The organism is Streptomyces sp. NPDC126510 (assembly GCF_040302345.1).
GTDB lineage: Bacteria > Actinomycetota > Actinomycetes > Streptomycetales > Streptomycetaceae > Streptomyces.
The window spans coordinates 25,962-44,644 of the sequence record NZ_JBEORR010000037.1 but is presented as its reverse complement, the minus strand read 5'-3'; the positions used below and the strand labels follow the sequence as shown (position 1 = coordinate 44,644).

General features: G+C 65.7%; 13 protein-coding genes and 1 pseudogene. 2 read left to right on the top strand and 12 right to left on the bottom strand.

Going from position 1 to position 18,683, the window contains the following annotated elements:
• Positions 1–81: 81 nt before the first annotated feature.
• From ABTX60_RS36110 to ABTX60_RS36100, 3 genes and pseudogenes are all read right to left on the bottom strand, one after another.
• Positions 82–462: pseudogene (locus ABTX60_RS36110) on the bottom strand (SUKH-3 domain-containing protein); the annotation flags it as partial.
• A 24-nt stretch (positions 463–486) separates the two neighbouring features.
• The gene (locus tag ABTX60_RS36105) at positions 487–831 is read right to left on the bottom strand and encodes a hypothetical protein (RefSeq protein WP_352101239.1); all 345 of its coding nucleotides are present in this window, start codon (positions 829–831) and stop codon (positions 487–489) included.
• A 106-nt stretch (positions 832–937) separates the two neighbouring features.
• A complete protein-coding gene (locus ABTX60_RS36100) occupies positions 938–5,464 on the bottom strand; it encodes a DUF6531 domain-containing protein (protein WP_502992464.1) in 4,527 nt (1,508 codons plus the stop codon).
• 229 nt (positions 5,465–5,693) lie between these two features.
• Here ABTX60_RS36100 and ABTX60_RS36095 point away from each other — a divergent pair, with 229 nt between their 5' ends.
• Positions 5,694–6,290 carry a hypothetical protein gene (locus ABTX60_RS36095; protein ID WP_352101237.1) on the top strand — a complete coding sequence of 199 codons (597 nt, stop codon included), beginning with the start codon at positions 5,694–5,696 and terminating at the stop codon, positions 6,288–6,290.
• Between the two features lie 76 nt (positions 6,291–6,366).
• Here ABTX60_RS36095 and ABTX60_RS36090 read toward each other — a convergent pair whose 3' ends face one another.
• The 3 genes from ABTX60_RS36090 to ABTX60_RS36080 are packed head-to-tail and all read right to left on the bottom strand — an operon-like array spanning position 6,367 to position 7,898.
• Positions 6,367–6,909, bottom strand: a complete 543-nt coding sequence (locus ABTX60_RS36090; protein WP_352101236.1) for a barstar family protein — start codon at positions 6,907–6,909, stop codon at positions 6,367–6,369.
• Between the two features lie 29 nt (positions 6,910–6,938).
• Positions 6,939–7,586: a hypothetical protein gene (locus ABTX60_RS36085; protein ID WP_352101235.1), complete on the bottom strand. Its 648-nt coding sequence runs from the start codon at positions 7,584–7,586 to the stop codon at positions 6,939–6,941.
• Positions 7,587–7,634: 48 nt separating this feature from the next.
• A complete protein-coding gene (locus tag ABTX60_RS36080; RefSeq protein ID WP_352101234.1) occupies positions 7,635–7,898 on the bottom strand; it encodes a hypothetical protein in 264 nt (87 codons plus the stop codon).
• Between the two features lie 191 nt (positions 7,899–8,089).
• Here ABTX60_RS36080 and ABTX60_RS36075 point away from each other — a divergent pair, with 191 nt between their 5' ends.
• Positions 8,090–9,109, top strand: coding sequence for a hypothetical protein (locus tag ABTX60_RS36075; RefSeq protein WP_352101233.1), 1,020 nt, complete (start codon positions 8,090–8,092; stop codon positions 9,107–9,109).
• Between the two features lie 175 nt (positions 9,110–9,284).
• Here ABTX60_RS36075 and tuf read toward each other — a convergent pair whose 3' ends face one another.
• The 6 genes from tuf to ABTX60_RS36045 form a co-directional block, all read right to left on the bottom strand.
• On the bottom strand, positions 9,285–10,478 hold the full coding sequence (tuf, locus tag ABTX60_RS36070; RefSeq protein ID WP_030839706.1) for an elongation factor Tu: 1,194 nt from the start codon (positions 10,476–10,478) through the stop codon (positions 9,285–9,287).
• A 153-nt stretch (positions 10,479–10,631) separates the two neighbouring features.
• Positions 10,632–12,758, bottom strand: a complete 2,127-nt coding sequence (gene fusA / locus ABTX60_RS36065) for an elongation factor G (protein WP_030839709.1) — start codon at positions 12,756–12,758, stop codon at positions 10,632–10,634.
• 39 nt (positions 12,759–12,797) lie between these two features.
• Positions 12,798–13,268: a 30S ribosomal protein S7 gene (gene rpsG, locus ABTX60_RS36060; RefSeq protein ID WP_003974303.1), complete on the bottom strand. Its 471-nt coding sequence runs from the start codon at positions 13,266–13,268 to the stop codon at positions 12,798–12,800.
• A 2-nt stretch (positions 13,269–13,270) separates the two neighbouring features.
• Entirely contained in the window at positions 13,271–13,642 is a 372-nt protein-coding gene (gene rpsL / locus ABTX60_RS36055; protein ID WP_003948652.1) for a 30S ribosomal protein S12, read from the bottom strand.
• Positions 13,643–13,961: 319 nt separating this feature from the next.
• The gene (locus ABTX60_RS36050) at positions 13,962–14,483 is read right to left on the bottom strand and encodes a DUF1707 and DUF4190 domain-containing protein (RefSeq protein WP_502992463.1); all 522 of its coding nucleotides are present in this window, start codon (positions 14,481–14,483) and stop codon (positions 13,962–13,964) included.
• Positions 14,484–14,774: 291 nt separating this feature from the next.
• Complete coding sequence (locus ABTX60_RS36045) at positions 14,775–18,674, bottom strand: DNA-directed RNA polymerase subunit beta' (protein ID WP_352101232.1); 3,900 nt, start codon at positions 18,672–18,674, stop codon at positions 14,775–14,777.
• Positions 18,675–18,683: the final 9 nt, after the last annotated feature.

The following is an 18,683-nucleotide window of genomic DNA, read 5'->3' as shown; positions in this document are numbered from 1 at the left end:
GGACTGGACGCCCTGCACACCGACCAGGCGGTCCAGCGCCTGGTCGGTGTTTGAGGCAAGCACTTCCACGCGATCCCTTACAAGGTGGAGCGCCCCGTCCTCGGTGATGCCGACGAAGCTGGCGCCTTCATCGGCCGTGCCCACGGGGTAGAGGGACGCCCCCGCTTCCCGGCTCGCCTTCGCGAACCGCTCGTCCTGCCACTGGGCACGGAGGGGATCGAACCGGATGGCGGACGACGTGGTGATCGAACCGGCGGGCCAGCCGTAGGTCACCAGCCCTCCGAGCTCGGAGAGGAACCGACGCGCGGCATCGTGGGCCACAAATGTGCCCCGCTCACGCAGGATCGACTCCCAGGTGCCTGTCGGTACCGAACGGCTGGGGCGCCAGCCTGCGCGGCGCAGCACTTCTTCGGTCTGCGAGGGCCAGCTCCGCACCTGGCCACCGTTGACGTACGGCCGCATCATCACCTCGACGGATCGCCCGATTCATGACTGCACCACACGAAGAAAGTCACTGACTGAATCGAAGGATGTTTGCCACTCGGAGATCTCGTTCCCGTCTTCGTCAAACGCGGACCGCGGTTCAACGAATCGCCATGGCTCGTCAGGGGAAAAATCTTCCTCGAGCTCTTCGAGAAAAATGATCGAGTTCTGAACGTAGACAATACCCCCGGACCTGTAGAGAGGCCAGCAGAAGATGAAGTTGGTATTGACTGGGTCCGTGATGGACGAAATGAGGCATGACGCCACGTCATTCCCAGTTTCGAGGACCCGAAGGGACCGAATCCAACTTTCCCGGTACCGCTCCACACTCCAATAGGTCAGATCCATCGGGAAATTCTCTTCAAAGTCCCGCACTGTGATGCAACCGACGGCACCTTCATCGAGCTGCCCTTCCGCTGACAACGGCTCGGAAACCACCCGAATGGAGAAGGCGTCATTTCTTGATGTAGTTGAGGTCTGCGTCGTAGGTGCCAACCCTCTGCCCCTTCTTGTTGAACATCTTCCAGCCATCGGAGACGTTGTGCCCGTCCACGTCCGGTGTGATGTAATTCTTCCCGTTGAAGAACACCTCTTGCCCGTGGGAATGGAAGGGAGCCTTCTGAGGGGAAATTCTCCTCTTGTAACCGAGCTCGGCAGCCCTGTCCGCCGGAGTCGACGCATAAAGTTCTCTGTTCCCGTCGCTGCGCTCCTTCACCTTATCCGGGTGATATGGATCCTTTTCCAGTGCCGGGGACGACGTATACCCCTCAGGAAGAATCTCGTCTTCCTTACAGGGGTTCAGGCCGAGCGGGTCGGCCCAAGTATGAGGGTTGTGAACATACGTGTCTGGGTTCGGGTCAGGGGTGAGCCCAAGGGGATCGGGTGTGAGATAGCGAGCGGTTTCCGGGTCATAATAGCGGAAGTAGTTGTAGTGGAGGCCTGTCTCAGGGTCGTAATACTGACCCGGGTAACGAAGCGGCGTGTAGGCGACTGCTTCACGGTTCCACGCAGTGCAACCCCAAAGGGTCGTGCGAGTGCGCCAGGCTGTTTCCCCCTGCTCATCGAGCAGTTCAATGGGAGTGCCTATGAGGTCGGTAACAATGGCGTAGAAGCGGCGGTCGATCTCGCATTGCGCCATGTCGGCGTCAACGCTCGTCTTGCGTTCCGTCTGCGACAGAGGGCGCAGACCGTCGTGGTCCCATGTGAGAGTGATCGCTTCACCACCATCCGGGGAAAGGCTGCTCTGCTCACACAGGGTGCTTCCGTCCCAAGCGAAGTGCACGTGCTCAATGACGGTTTCGCCGGTGTCGGCCAATCGCTGTTTGGCTATACGCCGACCAAGCGGGTCGTACTGGTACCGCCAGCGCGTCCCGTCAGGAGTGACGACAGACATAAGCCGGTCCTCGGCGTCCCAGCGAAAGCGCCAGGTATCCGGCTTACGAGACAACCGGATCTTCTGGCGTAGCGCGATCCGCCCCGCATCGTCGTGCTCGTAGCGGACGTTTCCGGCCCTTTGAATGCGCGCACCGGCGTAGTTGCGTGAGCCGACTGCTTCCTGTCCCGGCATCCCGCTCGGCCACATCGCCTGGGTCTGGTTGCCCGCAGCGTCATACGCGTAGGCCTCTGTCCAGTCTGGCGCGCGAATCCCGGTGACCCTGCCCGCGGAGTCCAGGTCGATGTGCCGGCTCCCGCCGACTTCGTCGGTACTGCGGATGAGGTACCCGTCCGCGCGATAGGCATAGGTACGGCTCCTTGTTTGAGTCTCGTCCAAGCCGTAGAGGTTCTGCCGGATCAGACGGCCCATGGAGTCGTAGCTCTGTTCCAGCATGAGGTTCTCACCCACACAGCGGGACAGCTCCCGGCCCGCCTCATCGAAGGAGAAACTCAGGAGCCTGCCGGAAGTAGCCAACGCGGAGCGGTTCCCCGCGGCGTCGTAAGTCCAGTTGCTGACGGCACCGGACGGTGTCGTACGGCCCGTACGACGCCCAAGCGGATCGTACGAGTACTTCAGGGTCCGGCCGTTGACGGTTTCCGACAGCACTCGCCCCTCACGGTCGCGCTCCAAGGTGAGCGCTGCGTCAGGACCACAAGCCGCGATCAGATCGCCTGCCTCGTCATATGCGTACGTGGTCACTGCGCCCTGCACGTCCTTGACCACCGGACGCCCGAGTGCATCGCGCTCATAGCGGATCCTCTGACCGTCAGGGGTGGTCCAGGTCGTCAGTCGACCGGCTGCATCGTGGGCGTAGGTATGAGTGCGACCGTCGAAGTCGGTCTCGGCCGTCAGTAGACCGCTGTGGTCGTACGTGTAAGACCACGTCAAGCCGAGCGGATTCGTGACCTCTGTCAGCCGTAGTTCTGCGTCGTGTTCAAAGGCGTATCGGGCGCCGTCGGGTTCCGTACGGACGGCCAGCAGGTCGAAGTGGGTGTACTCGAAGGTGGTTACACCGCCAATGGCATCGGTGTAACTGGTGCAGTTCCCTTCTCCGTCGTACGTCCACGCTTCAGTGCTTCCGTCAGACGCGATGCGCCGGGAGATACGGCCTTCCACCGTCCATTCCAGTTGCGTCGCATTCCCTGCCGGGTCGATGAACTCGACCGGACGCCCGAAAATGTCTCGCTGATAACGGGCAACACCACCCACCGGGTCCGTCACCTTGATCGGCAGACCTGCGGCATCGCACTCCACCTCTGCCCGGCCGCCACGGGGATCAATGATCGCCGTCCGTCGGCCGGCATCATCGTAGGAGAAGTGTGTGGCCGCGGACTCCGGAGTAGCCGTCGCGAGGTGGTTACCTCGGTCGTCAAAGGCGTACCGCCAGGTCGCGCCGCCCGGCTCCACAACTTCCACCGGTTGGCCGATGTGGTTGTAGGACATGCTGGTCCTTGCGCCGTCAGCGTGCAGGACGACGGTGAGATTGCTGTCCTCATCCCAGGTGTAACTCGTCGTATGGCCGAGGGCGTCAGTGCGGGCGAGAAGCTGATTCCGGCTGTCGAAAACGTAGCGAGTGCTCTGGCCTCTGGAGTCGACCTCTCCGACGACCAGGCATGCGTCGTTGATCGCGAAGCGGGAAGCGACGCCATCAGCTGTGGTGACCTCGGTCATACGGCATTCGGGCCAGGCGGGGTCGATGCCGTCGTAAGCGAAGGTATTGGCAAGGTGCCCAGCCTCTCCGCCCTGGCGTACGCAACGATCTTCGTGGTCGTACGTGTAGAAGTAACGCGAGTGATTCGTGTCCTCCCATGACGTGACGCGCAGACGTTCGTCATAAGTGAACTGCGTCGGCACACCGGAGGAGTTGATCACCTGGGAGAGGTTGCCGCCGGTATAGCCATACCGCTTGATCACGACATCCGAACTTGAGCCGCCCGCGGCATCGACCAGGCGCAGGGCAGTGATGCGGTGCTCATCGACCGTGAGGGCGAGGCAGTAGCCGCCGGAATGACGAATCGCCACGGGGGTGCCGTCCGAGTCGTAGTCGAACGTGATCGTGTTGTGATTGCGATCGGCTATCCGCTCCAGGACCGCCACTCCGCCGACGGGCGCCGCGAAGTACCGACTGTGACCCGTGGTGGGGTTGGAAATCCGGTAACCGTGATGAGCCAAGCGCATCAGCGGCCAGCGTGGTCCCGATTCCGGCAGCACGGTCTCGTCGAGCCCCTGCGGGTGCGGATATGTGAGCAGCATGCCGTCCTCGGTGACGAACACGATCCCCTGTTCGTCCACCTCAAGGCGCTGATCGATCGTCGAGGCCCAAGTAGGCCCGAACCACCAGCCGCTGCGATATCCCGAGGAGACGTGGCGGGTGATGACAAGCGGGAGTGTCCCTGGCAGGGAGATGTCGGTCTGCTGCATATACATGTAGCCAGTGGCCGGATCGACTGGGTCACCGCAGCGCTTGAACAAGGACTTGACCCGGTCGTACGCGCCTTTCCCCGCGTCGGTGACAGCTTTCCGGCCGCTCTTGGCAAGGCCCCGTACAGCGTTGGCCATCCCCTTCAGGCGCGTCGCTTTGAGCCCTTTCATCCCCTTGGCGAGGCCGCCGAGGGTGGTCAGGCCCTTCATGCCCGGTATACAGTCCAGCGCCGCCAGCCCCACGTCCCATAGGGACGCCTGCCCCTTGGAATATTTGTAGAGGGTGTCCGCGAGCACGGCCGCGGCGGCGATCAGCACGATCGCGCCCAGGATCGGCCCACCGATGATCATCGCGACGATCCCGACCACCGTGACGACGACCTTGCACACGGCGACGATGTTGTCCCAGTTGTCGACGAACCAGTCGCCGATGTCCTCCCACCACGACCGGTTCTGAATACCGGCATCGGAGGCCTCGTCGATCTTCGACTTCGCCTCACGGGCCGCATCGTCGCGCATCTTGCGCGCGTCCTCGGCCATCTTCTTCGCGGCGGCGAGGGCGTCCTGCGCGTCGGAGACGTCCGACTGCGCTTTAGTCTGTGCCGACTTGGCGTGCTGGACGTCCCGAGTCGCGGCACGGACCTTGGCCTCGTCAGGCTTCTCGGCGCCTTTGCTGCCCGTCGGGTCGTCCTTGTACTTGTCCGCTTCCTTGCCGGCCCGCGTCACCCACGAGTCGGCCGAGGTGAGGCGGGACTGGGCGGAGGAGAGGTTGTCGCGCGCCTCGCGGCCTTTGCGTAGAGCCTTGTCCGCCAGAGACTGCGCACGCTCCAGCTTCGGCCAGAAGTCCGCCAGCGCGCCCCCGCACATCTCATAGGACTTCTTCAGCTTCTTGAGGTTCTTCGGGACGTCGGCGAAGTCCTCCTTGAAGACGTCCGCCGACTTGCCGGCCCACTCCAGGAGCGTGCCCTCCCCCGCCATCCCCTTGACCAGACGCAATGCGTCGGACACGTCGTCGGCGAAGTCGTGCAGGGTCTTCGCGAGTGTGCGCACCCGCTGCGGATCCCCAGGCGTCGGATCCTTGTCCAAGTCCAGGACATGCCAGTCCGTCGGCCTGTGCCCAGCCATACCGCAACCCCCGTCACAGACGTGTCACTGTCAACAACCGTGTGCGCGTGTGAACTTACAAGGCGCAGCGGTTCGATCAAAAGTTCCGCCAAGGGGAGATCAACGAGGCTGATCTCGTCCGTCCAGGCTTGTCGCCCGTTCTTGGCGGTATGCGAACAACCCACCTCCGCGCTCACGACGCCCATAGACTTTCCCAAGCGCTGACACATGTGACAGGGGGCGGGCGCGGATGACTGTGCGGCTGGAGAACACGGAGAACTTCGAGGCGCAGGACTCCGGAGTGCCGGCCCCTGGTCAGCGCGTCAAGGTGCGCAACCGCCCTTGGGTGGTCACCGACGTGACCCGTTCCGCAACCGTCTCCGACGACCCGGCTCGCGCCGCCGAAGCCTCCGCGACGCACCTGGTCGAGCTGTCCTCGCTGGAGGGGGACGCCCGGGACGAGCGGCTGCGCGTGGTGTGGGAGCTGGAGCCGGGTACCAGCGTCCGCGACGAGGACGAGTTGCCGTCGCCCGCCGCCGGTTTCGACGAGCCCGGCCGTCTCGACGCCTTCCTGGACGCGGTCCGCTGGGGTGCCATCGCCTCGGCCGACAAGACGGCGCTCCAAGCGCCCTTCCGCTCGGGCCTCGAGATCCAGGACTACCAGCTGGACCCGGTCGTGCGCGCCCTGTCGATGCCGTACAGGCTTGCTGAGCCCTGGCTGACACACCTCCGTCGACGCCAAGCAGAATCGCTCGCCCCAAGGTCATGCCTTCCGGACCGGGCCGCCGGTTCGACGGAAGAGTGGGGTTCGCAGTGCGAGCCGCAGAGGCCGACGACAGGGGCTTAGGGCGTCCGCTACCCCGCTGGCGCCTTCCGCTCGCAGCGCCTCATATACGCCCTCTCCGTGGGCCCCTCTCCGTGACTCAGCGCCATTGCTCCTGCGAGAGCTCGGCAGCGACAAAGGGCTCTCCGGTCACGACGGTCAAATCCGGTTGTTCGATCTTCGCGGCCACCGTTTCCCGATCGAACTCACGAAACTCGAATAGGAAGTGCTGGGCGATCGCCGGGCGGTCCAAGGGGAAACCATCGAGATCCACCGCAGAGTTCGCACGGTCCGCGCCTTGGCAAAGAACTGACACGAAGATCGGGAAGTGTGGCGCTTGCAGCAGACGATCCGCATCATGAATCACCCCCACGATCCCGACTCCACCTGTCACCGCGCCGCACAGGTCGTCCAGGCAGTCCACCAACGCGTCCCAGTTCCCGCCGAAGTGGCCGGAGAATCGCAGAGCTTCCGCGAACGAGCGGTAGACCCCCTGCTCGGTCATCAGGTCGCGGGAGTCCAAGCGGTGGACACGCCCTCCCCTCGCCTCCAGACGCGACAGCTGCCGCTGGGTGCTGCTCTCTCCTTGCGGAACGAAGATGACCCAGGGCTTTGATGTCCCTGTGATGTCAAAGCTGGTCACTGCTGAATCTGGTCCTTGCGGCAACGGGATCAACCCGTGAAGCGGAACGTCGAAGTGATCGCGTCGAAGATGTCGAAGAAGGAGTCCGCGAGGTCGAGGACCTGGCTGCTGCCGGCGACCAGGGCGACCTTGCCCTCCTGGCCCGGCACGGGGATGTACGTCTGCATCAGCACGGCCCTGATCGTGCGGTTGAGCGCGTCGCCCGATACGGCGATGTCCTCGATGCCGTGCGTGCGCGCGGCCGGGCCGACACCCGGGATGTCGACCGTCGTCACCTTGCGCCAGGAGTCGCCCTCCCGCTTGGCCTCCTTCACCGCGAGCTGGCTCGCGATGACCGCCGGGTCGTTCGACAGCGTCTCGCCACGCTCGTTGCGGCCGCCGACGAGAGAGACGGTCACCGAACCCGTGATCGGCGTGTCCCCGCCGAAGTTCTCCGCCATGCAGCCGCAGTACATCGCGCCCGACTTCCAGGCATCCGCGGCGGCCTTCCGGAGGAAGTCGACGTAGGTGTCCCGGTACGGCTCCAACTCCGGTCGCTGCTGCACCCGTTCGCTCACCATGCGGCGAATCGAGTCGTCCCGGGACTCCGGCCGTACGTCGAACTCCCACCACGACTCCGGCACCTTGATCCGGAACCCGCCCCGCTCGACGGTCAGTGTCTCCATGTAGCGAGCCATGAAGCCGGCCTCCCCATTCGCTCGATCACTCGTGCGGACATCGTGCCACTACTCGTGCAGCGTCCAGAACGGCGAGTCCTTCGGCGGTGCGGGGCGTACGGGGTGTGTGCTGAAGTCGATGTCTGCGTCTGCGGTCGGGCTTCCCTCGGGAACGCGGTGTTGCTCATCCGGGCCGCAGTACACCCCGTAGGCCCAGTACTCGGGCAGTTCGTGCCCCATGAGCTGCAGATCCAGGGAGACCCACGCACGCGTCCCGTACGACGCGTTGATCCTCGCGACCGCCTCCGCGCGCGAGAGACCGATGCGCTCCACCCGTGGAGGCCAGTACCGGATCCGAAGTCGGGGCGACGCACAGCTCCTCGATCACATCCAGGTCGAGTTGGTCATCACGGGCTGCCGGTCCTGAAGTCATGCCCCAGTCTGACGGCATGACAGGGGCGGACCGAACCGGATCCCCGTGAGGAAAGCCGAGCGGTGTCAGTGCAGCCCCGTACCCTGCGCCCATGACCCGTACCACCCCGCCCCGCCCCCTCGACGTCACCGCCCTCTACCCTGAGCTCACCCCGCTCGCCCGCACCGCCGTACGGCTGCATCCCCGGGCCGGAGCGCCGACCGCGACGGACAGTTCCATCGGCGGGCCCCTGCTGTGGCCGGCCGGTGAACCGTGGCCCGGCTGCCCCGAGCACACCGGTCCCCGGCATCGCGGTCTGGACCCGGCCGACGTCAGGCTCCGACGGCGGATCCTCGCGGAAGCCTGGGCTCGGCCACGCGCGGAGGGAGAGGAACTGCTGAGCGAGGAGGAGCGGGTGATCGTCGACCGTGCGACCGGGAAGACCCGCATACCGCAGGACGGACCCGTCCCGTTGGTGCCGGTTGCTCAGTTGTACGCCCGGGACGTTCCGGGCCTGCCCTGCCCGGAGGGAGCCGATCTGCTTCAGGTGCTGTGGTGCCCTTTCGACCACGACCCGGACTACCTGCCGTACACGGAGCTGCGCTGGCGCACCGCGGCCGACGTGGAGACCCCACTCAACGACGCTCCGCGGCCGTCCGTCATCGGCAACGGCGGCTACCTGCCCGAGCCGTGCGTCCTGCATCCCGAACCGGTCACCGAGTACCCGGCACCGCACGAACTGCCCGAGGAGCTCGCAGAGCGGATCAGCGCGTGGGAGGAACAGAACGAGGAGGAGGCCGACGAGGGAGAGGCCGAGGTCTGCTACCAGTACGACCTCGCGGTCGCCCCGGGCAGCAAGGCCGGCGGTCACGCTCCCTGGAGCTTCTCCGATCCGTTCCCCATGTCCTGCACCGAGTGCGGTGCGCCGGTCCGCCCCCTGCTCACCATCGACGGCACGGAGTGGGACGGCGGCAGCGGAAGCTGGCGGCCGATCGAGGACGCCGGCTACGACGGCTACCACTTCCTCGGCCCGGCTCGCGACACGCAGCTGGAGATCGGCAGGAGCTACAGCATGCAGCTCTACATCTGCCGGACGTCCTCCGACCACCCGCACGTCCAGAACATGCAGTGACCCCGGCCGGCGCTCCGGCAACCGCTTTCGGGCTGGGCGCCGGCGCCCTGTGGCTCGCCGCCTTGGCGAACCTCGGCGTACTCGTGGGCCAACGGCAAAAGGGCCCGCACGACCGAAGTCGTACGGGCCCTTTCGAGCCACTCAGGTCAGTGGACCCTCAAGCCAGTCCGAGGACTTACTTGTTGATCTTGGTGACCTGGCCGGCGCCCACGGTCCGGCCACCCTCACGGATGGCGAACTTCAGGCCCTCCTCCATGGCGACGGGCTGGATGAGCTCCACCTTCATCTCGGTGTTGTCACCCGGCATGACCATCTCGGTGCCCTCGGGGAGGGTCACCACGCCGGTCACGTCCGTCGTACGGAAGTAGAACTGCGGGCGGTAGTTGTTGAAGAACGGCGTGTGGCGGCCACCCTCGTCCTTGGACAGGATGTAGGCCTGCGCCTCGAACTCGGTGTGCGGGGTGACCGAGCCCGGCTTGATGATGACCTGGCCGCGCTCGACGTCCTCGCGCTTGATGCCACGGAGGAGCAGACCGACGTTCTCACCGGCCTGGCCCTCGTCGAGCAGCTTGCGGAACATCTCGATGCCGGTGACCGTGGTGGTGGTCTTCTCCTGCTTGATGCCCACGATGTCAACGGTCTCGTTGACCTTGAGGACACCACGCTCGATACGACCGGTGACGACGGTGCCACGACCGGTGATCGTGAAGACGTCCTCGATCGGCATCAGGAACGGCTTGTCGACGTCACGCTCGGGCTGCGGGATGTTCTCGTCCACGGCCTTCATGAGCTCGAGGACGGAGTTGCCCCACTCCTTGTCGCCCTCGAGGGCCTTGAGCGCCGAGACCTTGACGACCGGCAGGTCGTCGCCCGGGAACTCGTACTCGGAGAGGAGCTCACGGACCTCGAGCTCGACGAGCTCCAGGATCTCCTCGTCGTCCACCATGTCGGCCTTGTTCAGGGCGACGACGATGTACGGAACGCCGACCTGGCGGGCCAGGAGCACGTGCTCCTTGGTCTGCGGCATCGGGCCGTCGGTGGCGGCGACCACGAGGATGGCGCCGTCCATCTGCGCCGCACCCGTGATCATGTTCTTGATGTAGTCCGCGTGACCGGGGCAGTCGACGTGGGCGTAGTGACGCGTCTCGGTCTGGTACTCGACGTGCGCGATGGAGATGGTGATACCGCGCTGGCGCTCCTCAGGAGCCTTGTCGATCTGGTCGAAGGCCGAGGCCTCGTTCAGGTCCGGGTACGCGTCGTGCAGCACCTTGGTAATGGCGGCCGTGAGGGTCGTCTTACCGTGGTCGATGTGACCGATGGTGCCGATGTTGACGTGCGGCTTAGTCCGCTCGAACTTCGCCTTCGCCACTGGGGTCCTCCTGAGAGTGGTTCTGGTACGCCTTACTCATCGGCGCCAGGTGATCTTTGCTGGAAAGCCCGGGCCTCGGGGCATTCTCACCACGATTGCGGCGGAATGCCCCTGAGCACCGGAGTCAAGCCTACGGCGTGTAGACGCGGTGCGTTACTCGCCCTTGGCCTTCGCGATGATCTCCTCGGCGACGTTCCGGGGAACCTCGGCGTAGGAGTCGAACTGCATCGAGTAGCTTGCGCGACCCGACGTCTTGCTGCGGAGGTCTCCGACGTAGCCGAACATCTCCGAGAGGGGCACGAGGCCCTTCACGACGCGGGCACCGGCCCGCTCCTCCATGGCCTGGATCTGACCACGGCGGGAGTTGATGTCGCCGATGACCTCACCCATGTAGTCCTCGGGCGTGGTGACCTCGACGGCCATCATCGGCTCGAGCAGCACGGGGCTGGCCTTGCGCGCGGCCTCCTTGAAGGCCTGCGAACCGGCGATCTTGAACGCGAGCTCGGAGGAGTCGACCTCGTGGTAGCCACCGTCGATGAGCGTGACGCGGACGCCCGTCATCTCGTAGCCGGCCAGGATGCCGAACTGCATGGCCTCCTGCGCACCGGCGTCGACCGAAGGGATGTACTCCTTCGGGATGCGACCACCGGTCACCTTGTTCACGAACTCGTACGAGGCGTCGCCGCCCTCGATCGGCTCGATCGCGATCTGCACCTTGGCGAACTGACCGGTACCACCGGTCTGCTTCTTGTGGGTGTAGTCCACGCGCTCGACGGCCTTGCGGATCGTCTCGCGGTAGGCGACCTGCGGCTTGCCGACGTTGGCCTCGACCTTGAACTCACGGCGCATGCGGTCGACCAGCACCTCGAGGTGCAGCTCGCCCATACCACCGATGATGGTCTGGCCCGTCTCCTCGTCCGAGTGGACCTGGAACGACGGGTCCTCCTCGGCCAGGCGCTGGATCGCGACGCCCAGCTTCTCCTGGTCGCCCTTCGACTTGGGCTCGATGGCGACCTGGATGACCGGCGCCGGGAAGTCCATGGACTCCAGGATGACCGGGTTCTTGTCGTCGGACAGCGTCTCACCGGTCGTGGTCTGCTTCAGACCCATCACGGCGACGATGTCGCCGGCGCCCACCGACTCGATCTCCTCACGCTTGTTCGCGTGCATGCGGTAGATCTTGCCGATGCGCTCCTTCTTGCCCTTCACCGAGTTCAGCACGGCGGTGCCGGACAGAAGGCGGCCGGAGTACACGCGGACGAAGGTGAGCTTGCCGAGGTGCGGGTCGCTCATGATCTTGAACGCCAGCGCGGCGAGGGGCTCGTCCTCGGACGGCTTGCGCGCGATGACCTGCTCCGGGTCCTTGACGTCGTGGCCCTCGATGGCCTCGACGTCGAGCGGGGTGGGCAGGTAGCGCACGACCGCGTCGAGCAGGGGCTGGACGCCCTTGTTCTTGAACGCGGTGCCGCAGAACACGGGAGTGACGGTGGTGCCGCCGCTCTTGCCGGACGCGATGGTGATACGACGGATCGCGGCGTAGAGCTGCTCCACGGTGGGCTCGGTGCCCTCCAGGTACAGCTCCATCAGCTCTTCGTCGTTCTCGGCGACGGCCTCGAGCAGCTTGCCGCGGTACTCCTCGGCAGCCTCGGCGTGGGTGTCCGGGATGTCGACGGTGTCGTACATCTCGCCCTTGGTCGCCTCGGCCGACCAGACCAGGGCCTTCATCGTCACGAGGTCGATGACGCCCTTGAAGTCCGCCTCTGCACCGATCGGCAGCTGCATGACCAGCGGCTGCGCGCCCAGGCGGTCCGAGATCATGTCCACGCAGCGGTGGAACTCGGCGCCGGTACGGTCCAGCTTGTTGACGAAGCAGATGCGGGGCACGCCGTAACGGTCGGCCTGACGCCACACCGTCTCGGACTGCGGCTCGACACCGGCGACACCGTCGAACACCGTCACGGCACCGTCGAGCACGCGCAGGGAGCGCTCCACCTCGACGGTGAAGTCGACGTGACCCGGGGTGTCGATGATGTTGATGGTGTAGTCGTTGTCCTCGAGCGGCCAGTGACAGGTGGTCGCAGCAGACGTGATCGTGATGCCACGCTCCTGCTCCTGCTCCATCCAGTCCATGGTGGCAGCGCCGTCGTGGACCTCACCGATCTTGTACGACACGCCGGTGTAGAACAGGATCCGCTCGGTGGTGGTCGTCTTGCCCGCGTCGATGTGGGCCATGATCCCGATGTTGCGGACCTTGGCCAGGTCAAGTGAAGTGGTAGCCATAAGGCTTCAGTCTTCTCTCGGTCTCGATGTGGGTAGCGACTACCAGCGGTAGTGCGCGAAGGCCTTGTTGGACTCGGCCATCTTGTGGGTGTCCTCGCGCTTCTTCACAGCGGCACCGAGGCCGTTGGAGGCGTCGAGAAGCTCGTTGAGCAGACGCTCGGTCATGGTCTTCTCGCGGCGGGCGCGGGAGTAACCGACCAGCCAGCGCAGCGCGAGCGTGTTGGCGCGACCGGGCTTGACCTCGATCGGAACCTGGTACGTCGCACCACCGACACGGCGGGACTTGACCTCGAGGGTCGGCTTGATGTTCTCCAGCGCGCGCTTCAGCGTGATGACCGGGTCGTTGCCCGTCTTCTCACGCAGACCTTCCATGGCGCCGTAGACGATGCGCTCGGCGGTGGAGCGCTTGCCGTTCAGCAGCACCTTGTTGATGAGCGACGTCACCAGAGGAGAACCGTAGACCGGGTCGATGATGACCGGGCGCTTCGGGGCGGGGCCCTTACGAGGCATTCTTACTTCTCCTTCTTGGCGCCGTAGCGGGAACGGGCCTGCTTGCGGTTCTTGACACCCTGGGTGTCGAGGGAGCCACGGATGATCTTGTAGCGAACACCCGGCAGGTCCTTCACACGGCCGCCGCGCACGAGCACGATGGAGTGCTCCTGCAGGTTGTGTCCCTCACCCGGAATGTAAGCGGTGACCTCGATCCCGCTGGTCAGACGCACACGCGCGACCTTACGCAGGGCCGAGTTCGGCTTCTTCGGGGTGGTCGTGAACACACGCGTGCAGACGCCCCGGCGCTGAGGGGAACCCTCGAGTGCGGGCGTCTTGTTCTTCTCGACCTTGTCCTGCCGGCCCTTGCGGACCAGCTGCTGGATCGTAGGCACTACTTCTCCGGTTTCTGTGTGCCGAATCGTAAAGCTAACCTGGAACATCGCCGACCCACGCGGTCGGGTGTGTCGAACCCGCGGACTCCCGCCGCGAGGCAGAAACAGCGCAGATTACGGTGGCCGGTGTCGGCTCGCCGTGCGGTTCATGGCACACACGCGAGCCAGGGCACACCCCAGGCACAAGGTCTGAGCGTACCTATCGCATTCGCTGCGGTCAAAACAAATGGGCAGCGCCCGCATCGGCATGCGGGACATGTCAAGCCCCCCGGCCGTTATCGATCTTCAATTCGACGGCGACTATCCGTTTTGCACACTTTCACGATGCTACGACGGACACCACCGTGAGCAACACCAGAACGAGTGCCCAGCCCGCCGTGGACAACCACCCGAGCACGAGGCCGGTCAGCGCGAGCCCGTCCCCCAGCTCCCCACGGCTGCGGATCTCGGCCCGGGCCACATGCCCCAGCACGACGGCCGGGATCCCGGTCAGCCCCATGGTCGGCACGCACAGCAGCCCGCACACCCCGGCCGCGACGGCCTTGCCGTTGGTCCGCGCCCGCGGCACGGGCAGGAACGTCGCCGGAACGGGCACGACCGAGGCCGGCTGCGACAACGGCCCCTGCGGCAGATCCGCGACGAGCAGCGCCAGCTCCCCCACGGTCCGCGCCGCGTACGCCCGTCCCACCCGCTGCTCGAACTCGGCCTGCTCCATCCGCCCCTCGCCGTACCCGGCTCTGAGCACATCCACGGCCCGCTCCCGGTCGGCGTGCGACGCCAGCATCGACGGGGCACCGGAGCCCTGCCAGGGCTGCCAGGACGGATAGCGCGACTGCGACACGGAGCACCTCCCCGGTGGCCGGAGTCCTTCCATGATGCGCCGAAGCGCAGATTCCGGCACCGGTACACCGGGGCGGGGCGCCGGAAGTCGGCCAGACAGCCGACAGAGACGGTCCCACGCGCGGACGCGCCTCGGTTCCACCGCCGTGGCCGCGCCGCCCGCAGACGCCCGGTGAGACGGCGTAGGGGCCCTTCCCGCCCGGGCTCCCGGTACCGCCGGGCCCCCGGTACCGGGAAACGCCCAAGGGCGGCCACCCCGCAGGGTGACCGCCCTTCGACTCAAGCGACTCGCTTACTGGTTGTACGGACCGTAGTCGTAGTCCTCCAGCGGAACGGCCTGGCCGGAGCCCGTGCCGAACGGCGAGTAGTCGATGTCGTCGTAGCCGACGGCCGAGTACATCGCGGCCTTGGCCTCCTCGGTCGGCTCGACCCGGATGTTGCGGTAGCGGGACAGACCCGTACCGGCCGGGATGAGCTTACCGATGATGACGTTCTCCTTGAGGCCGATGAGCGAGTCGGACTTGGCGTTGATCGCCGCGTCCGTGAGGACTCGCGTCGTCTCCTGGAAGGACGCCGCCGACAGCCAGGACTCCGTGGCCAGCGAGGCCTTGGTGATACCCATGAGCTGCGGACGACCGGAGGCCGGGTGACCGCCCTCCTGGACCACACGACGGTTCTCGGTCTCGAACTTCGAGCGCTCGACCAGCTCGCCGGGCAGCAGCTCGGCGTCGCCGGACTCGATGATCGTCACGCGGCGGAGCATCTGCCGGATGATGATCTCGATGTGCTTGTCGTGGATCGACACACCCTGCGAGTTGTAGACCTTCTGGACCTCGCCGACCAGGTGGACCTGGACGGCACGCTGACCCAGGATGCGCAGCACGTCGTGCGGGTTGGTGGCACCCACGGTGAGCTTCTGGCCCACCTCGACGTGCTCGCCCTCGCTGACCAGGAGACGGGCACGCTTCGAGATCGGGAACGCCGTCTCGTCGCTGCCGTCGTCCGGGGTGACGACGAGCTTCTTGGTCTTCTCGGTCTCCTCGATCCGCACGCGGCCCTGGGCCTCGGAGATCGGGGCGACACCCTTCGGGGTACGGGCCTCGAAGAGCTCGACGACACGCGGCAGACCCTGGGTGATGTCGTCACCGGCCACACCACCGGTGTGGAAGGTACGCATCGTCAGCTGGGTACCGGGCTCACCGATGGACTGGGCGGCGATGATGCCGACCGCCTCACCGATGTCGACCAGCTTGCCGGTGGCCAGCGAGCGGCCGTAGCACATCGCGCAGGTGCCGACGGCGGACTCGCAGGTCAGGACCGAGCGGGTCTTGACCTCCTCGACGCCGTGGTGCACGAGCTGGTCGATGAGCACGTCACCCAGGTCCACGTTGGCCGGCGCGATCACCTTGCCGTCGATGACGACGTCCTGGGCGAGCATGCGGGCGTAGACGCTGGTCTCGACGTCCTCGGCCTTGCGCAGGACACCCGCCTCGTCCTTCGAGGCGATCCGCAGCTTCAGACCGCGCTCGGTGCCGCAGTCCTCCTCGCGAATGATGACGTCCTGGGAGACGTCGACCAGACGACGAGTGAGGTAACCCGAGTCGGCGGTACGCAGAGCGGTGTCCGCCAGACCCTTACGGGCACCGTGCGTGGAGATGAAGTACTCCAGCACGGACAGGCCCTCACGGAAGGAGGCCTTGATGGGACGCGGGATCGTCTCGTTCTTCGCGTTCGACACCAGACCACGCATACCGGCGATCTGACGCATCTGCATCATGTTGCCTCGTGCACCCGAGTTCACCATCATGAAGATCGGGTTGGTCTTCGGGAAGTTGTCGTTCATCGCCTCGGCGACCTCGTTGGTCGCCTTGGTCCAGATCGCGATGAGCTCCTGCGTGCGCTCGTCCTTGGTGATCAGACCGCGCTCGTACTGCTTCTGGACCTTCTCGTCCTGCGCCTCGTAGCCCTTGACGATCTCCTTCTTCGCCTCGGGAACGACGACGTCGGAGATGGCCACGGTGACACCGGAACGGGTCGCCCAGAAGAAGCCGGACGCCTTCAGGTTGTCGAGCGTCGCCGCCACGATGACCTTGGGGTAGCGCTCGGCGAGGTCGTTGACGATCTCGGAGAGCTGCTTCTTGCCGACCTCGTAGTCGACGAACGGGTAGTCCTCGGGCAGCAGCTCGTTGAAGAGCGCGCGGCCCAGGGTGGTGTTCAGCCGGAAGCTGTCACCCTGCTGCCACTCGGGCTCGCCCTCCTCACGCGCCGGCGGGGTCCAGCCACGCGGCGGGATGGTGCCGACCGGGAAGCGGACGTCGATCTTCGACTGGAGCGACAGCTCGCCCGCGTCGAAGGCCATGATCGCCTCGGCGACCGAGGCGAAGGAACGACCCTCGCCCTTGAGGTCGCGCATCTCGCCGTCGGTGGTGAGGAAGAACAGACCGAGGACCATGTCCTGGGTCGGCATCGTCACCGGACGGCCGTCGGCGGGCTTGAGGATGTTGTTCGAGGACAGCATCAGGATGCGGGCCTCGGCCTGCGCCTCCGCGGAGAGCGGCAGGTGGACGGCCATCTGGTCACCGTCGAAGTCCGCGTTGAACGCGGTGCAGACGAGCGGGTGGATCTGGATGGCCTTGCCCTCGACCAGCTGCGGCTCGAAGGCCTGGATGCCGAGGCGGTGCAGCGTGGGCGCACGGTTCAGCAGAACCGGGTGCTCGGCGATGACCTCTTCCAGCACGTCGTACACGACCGTGCGGCCGCGCTCGACCATGCGCTTGGCGCTCTTGATGTTCTGCGCGTGGTTCAGGTCGACCAGGCGCTTCATCACGAACGGCTTGAAGAGCTCCAGCGCCATCGCCTTGGGCAGACCGCACTGGTGCAGCTTCAGCTGCGGACCGACGACGATCACGGAACGCGCGGAGTAGTCCACACGCTTACCGAGCAGGTTCTGACGGAATCGACCCTGCTTACCCTTCAGCATGTCGCTGAGGGACTTCAGCGGGCGGTTACCGGGACCGGTGACCGGACGGCCACGACGGCCGTTGTCGAACAGCGCGTCCACGGCCTCCTGGAGCATGCGCTTCTCGTTGTTCACGATGATCTCGGGCGCACCGAGGTCGAGAAGGCGCTTCAGGCGGTTGTTCCGGTTGATCACACGGCGGTACAGGTCGTTCAGGTCGGAGGTCGCGAAGCGGCCACCGTCCAGCTGCACCATCGGGCGGAGGTCCGGCGGGATGACCGGCACGCAGTCGAGCACCATGCCCTTGGGGCTGTTGCTGGTCTGCAGGAACGCGGAGACGACCTTCAGGCGCTTGAGCGCACGGGTCTTCTTCTGGCCCTTGCCGGTGCGGATGATCTCGCGGAGACGCTCGGCCTCCTCGTCGAGGTCGAAGGACTCCAGGCGCTTCTGCAGCGCCGCGGCACCCATCGAGCCGTCGAAGTACGTGCCGAAGCGGTCACGCAGCTCGCGGTAGAGCAGCTCGTCGCCCTCGAGGTCCTGGACCTTGAGGTTCTTGAAGCGGTTCCACACCTCGTCGAGGCGGTCGATCTCGCGCTGCGCGCGGTCACGCAGCTGCTTCATCTCACGCTCGGCACCCTCGCGCACCTTGCGGCGCACGTCCGCCTTGGCGCCCTCGGCCTCCAGCTCGGCCAGGTCGGTCTCGAGCTTCTTGGCGCGGGCCTCCAGGTCGGCGTCGCGGCGCTGCTCGATCTGCTGGCGCTCGACGGAGACGTGGGCCTCCAGCGAGGGCAGGTCGCGCGTACGGCGCTCCTCGTCGACGTACGTGATCATGTACGCCGCGAAGTAGATGACCTTCTCGAGGTCCTTGGGAGCCAGGTCGAGCAGGTAGCCCAGACGGCTCGGGACGCCCTTGAAGTACCAGATGTGCGTGACGGGGGCGGCCAGCTCGATGTGGCCCATCCGCTCACGGCGCACCTTGGCGCGGGTGACCTCGACGCCACACCGCTCACAGATGATGCCCTTGAAGCGGACACGCTTGTACTTGCCGCAGTAGCACTCCCAGTCCCGGGTCGGACCGAAGATCTTCTCGCAGAAGAGTCCGTCCTTTTCGGGCTTGAGCGTGCGGTAGTTGATCGTCTCGGGCTTCTTGACCTCGCCGTGGCTCCACTGACGGATGTCGTCAGCGGTGGCCAGACCGATCCGGAGCTCGTCGAAGAAGTTGACGTCGAGCACTATGCGTCA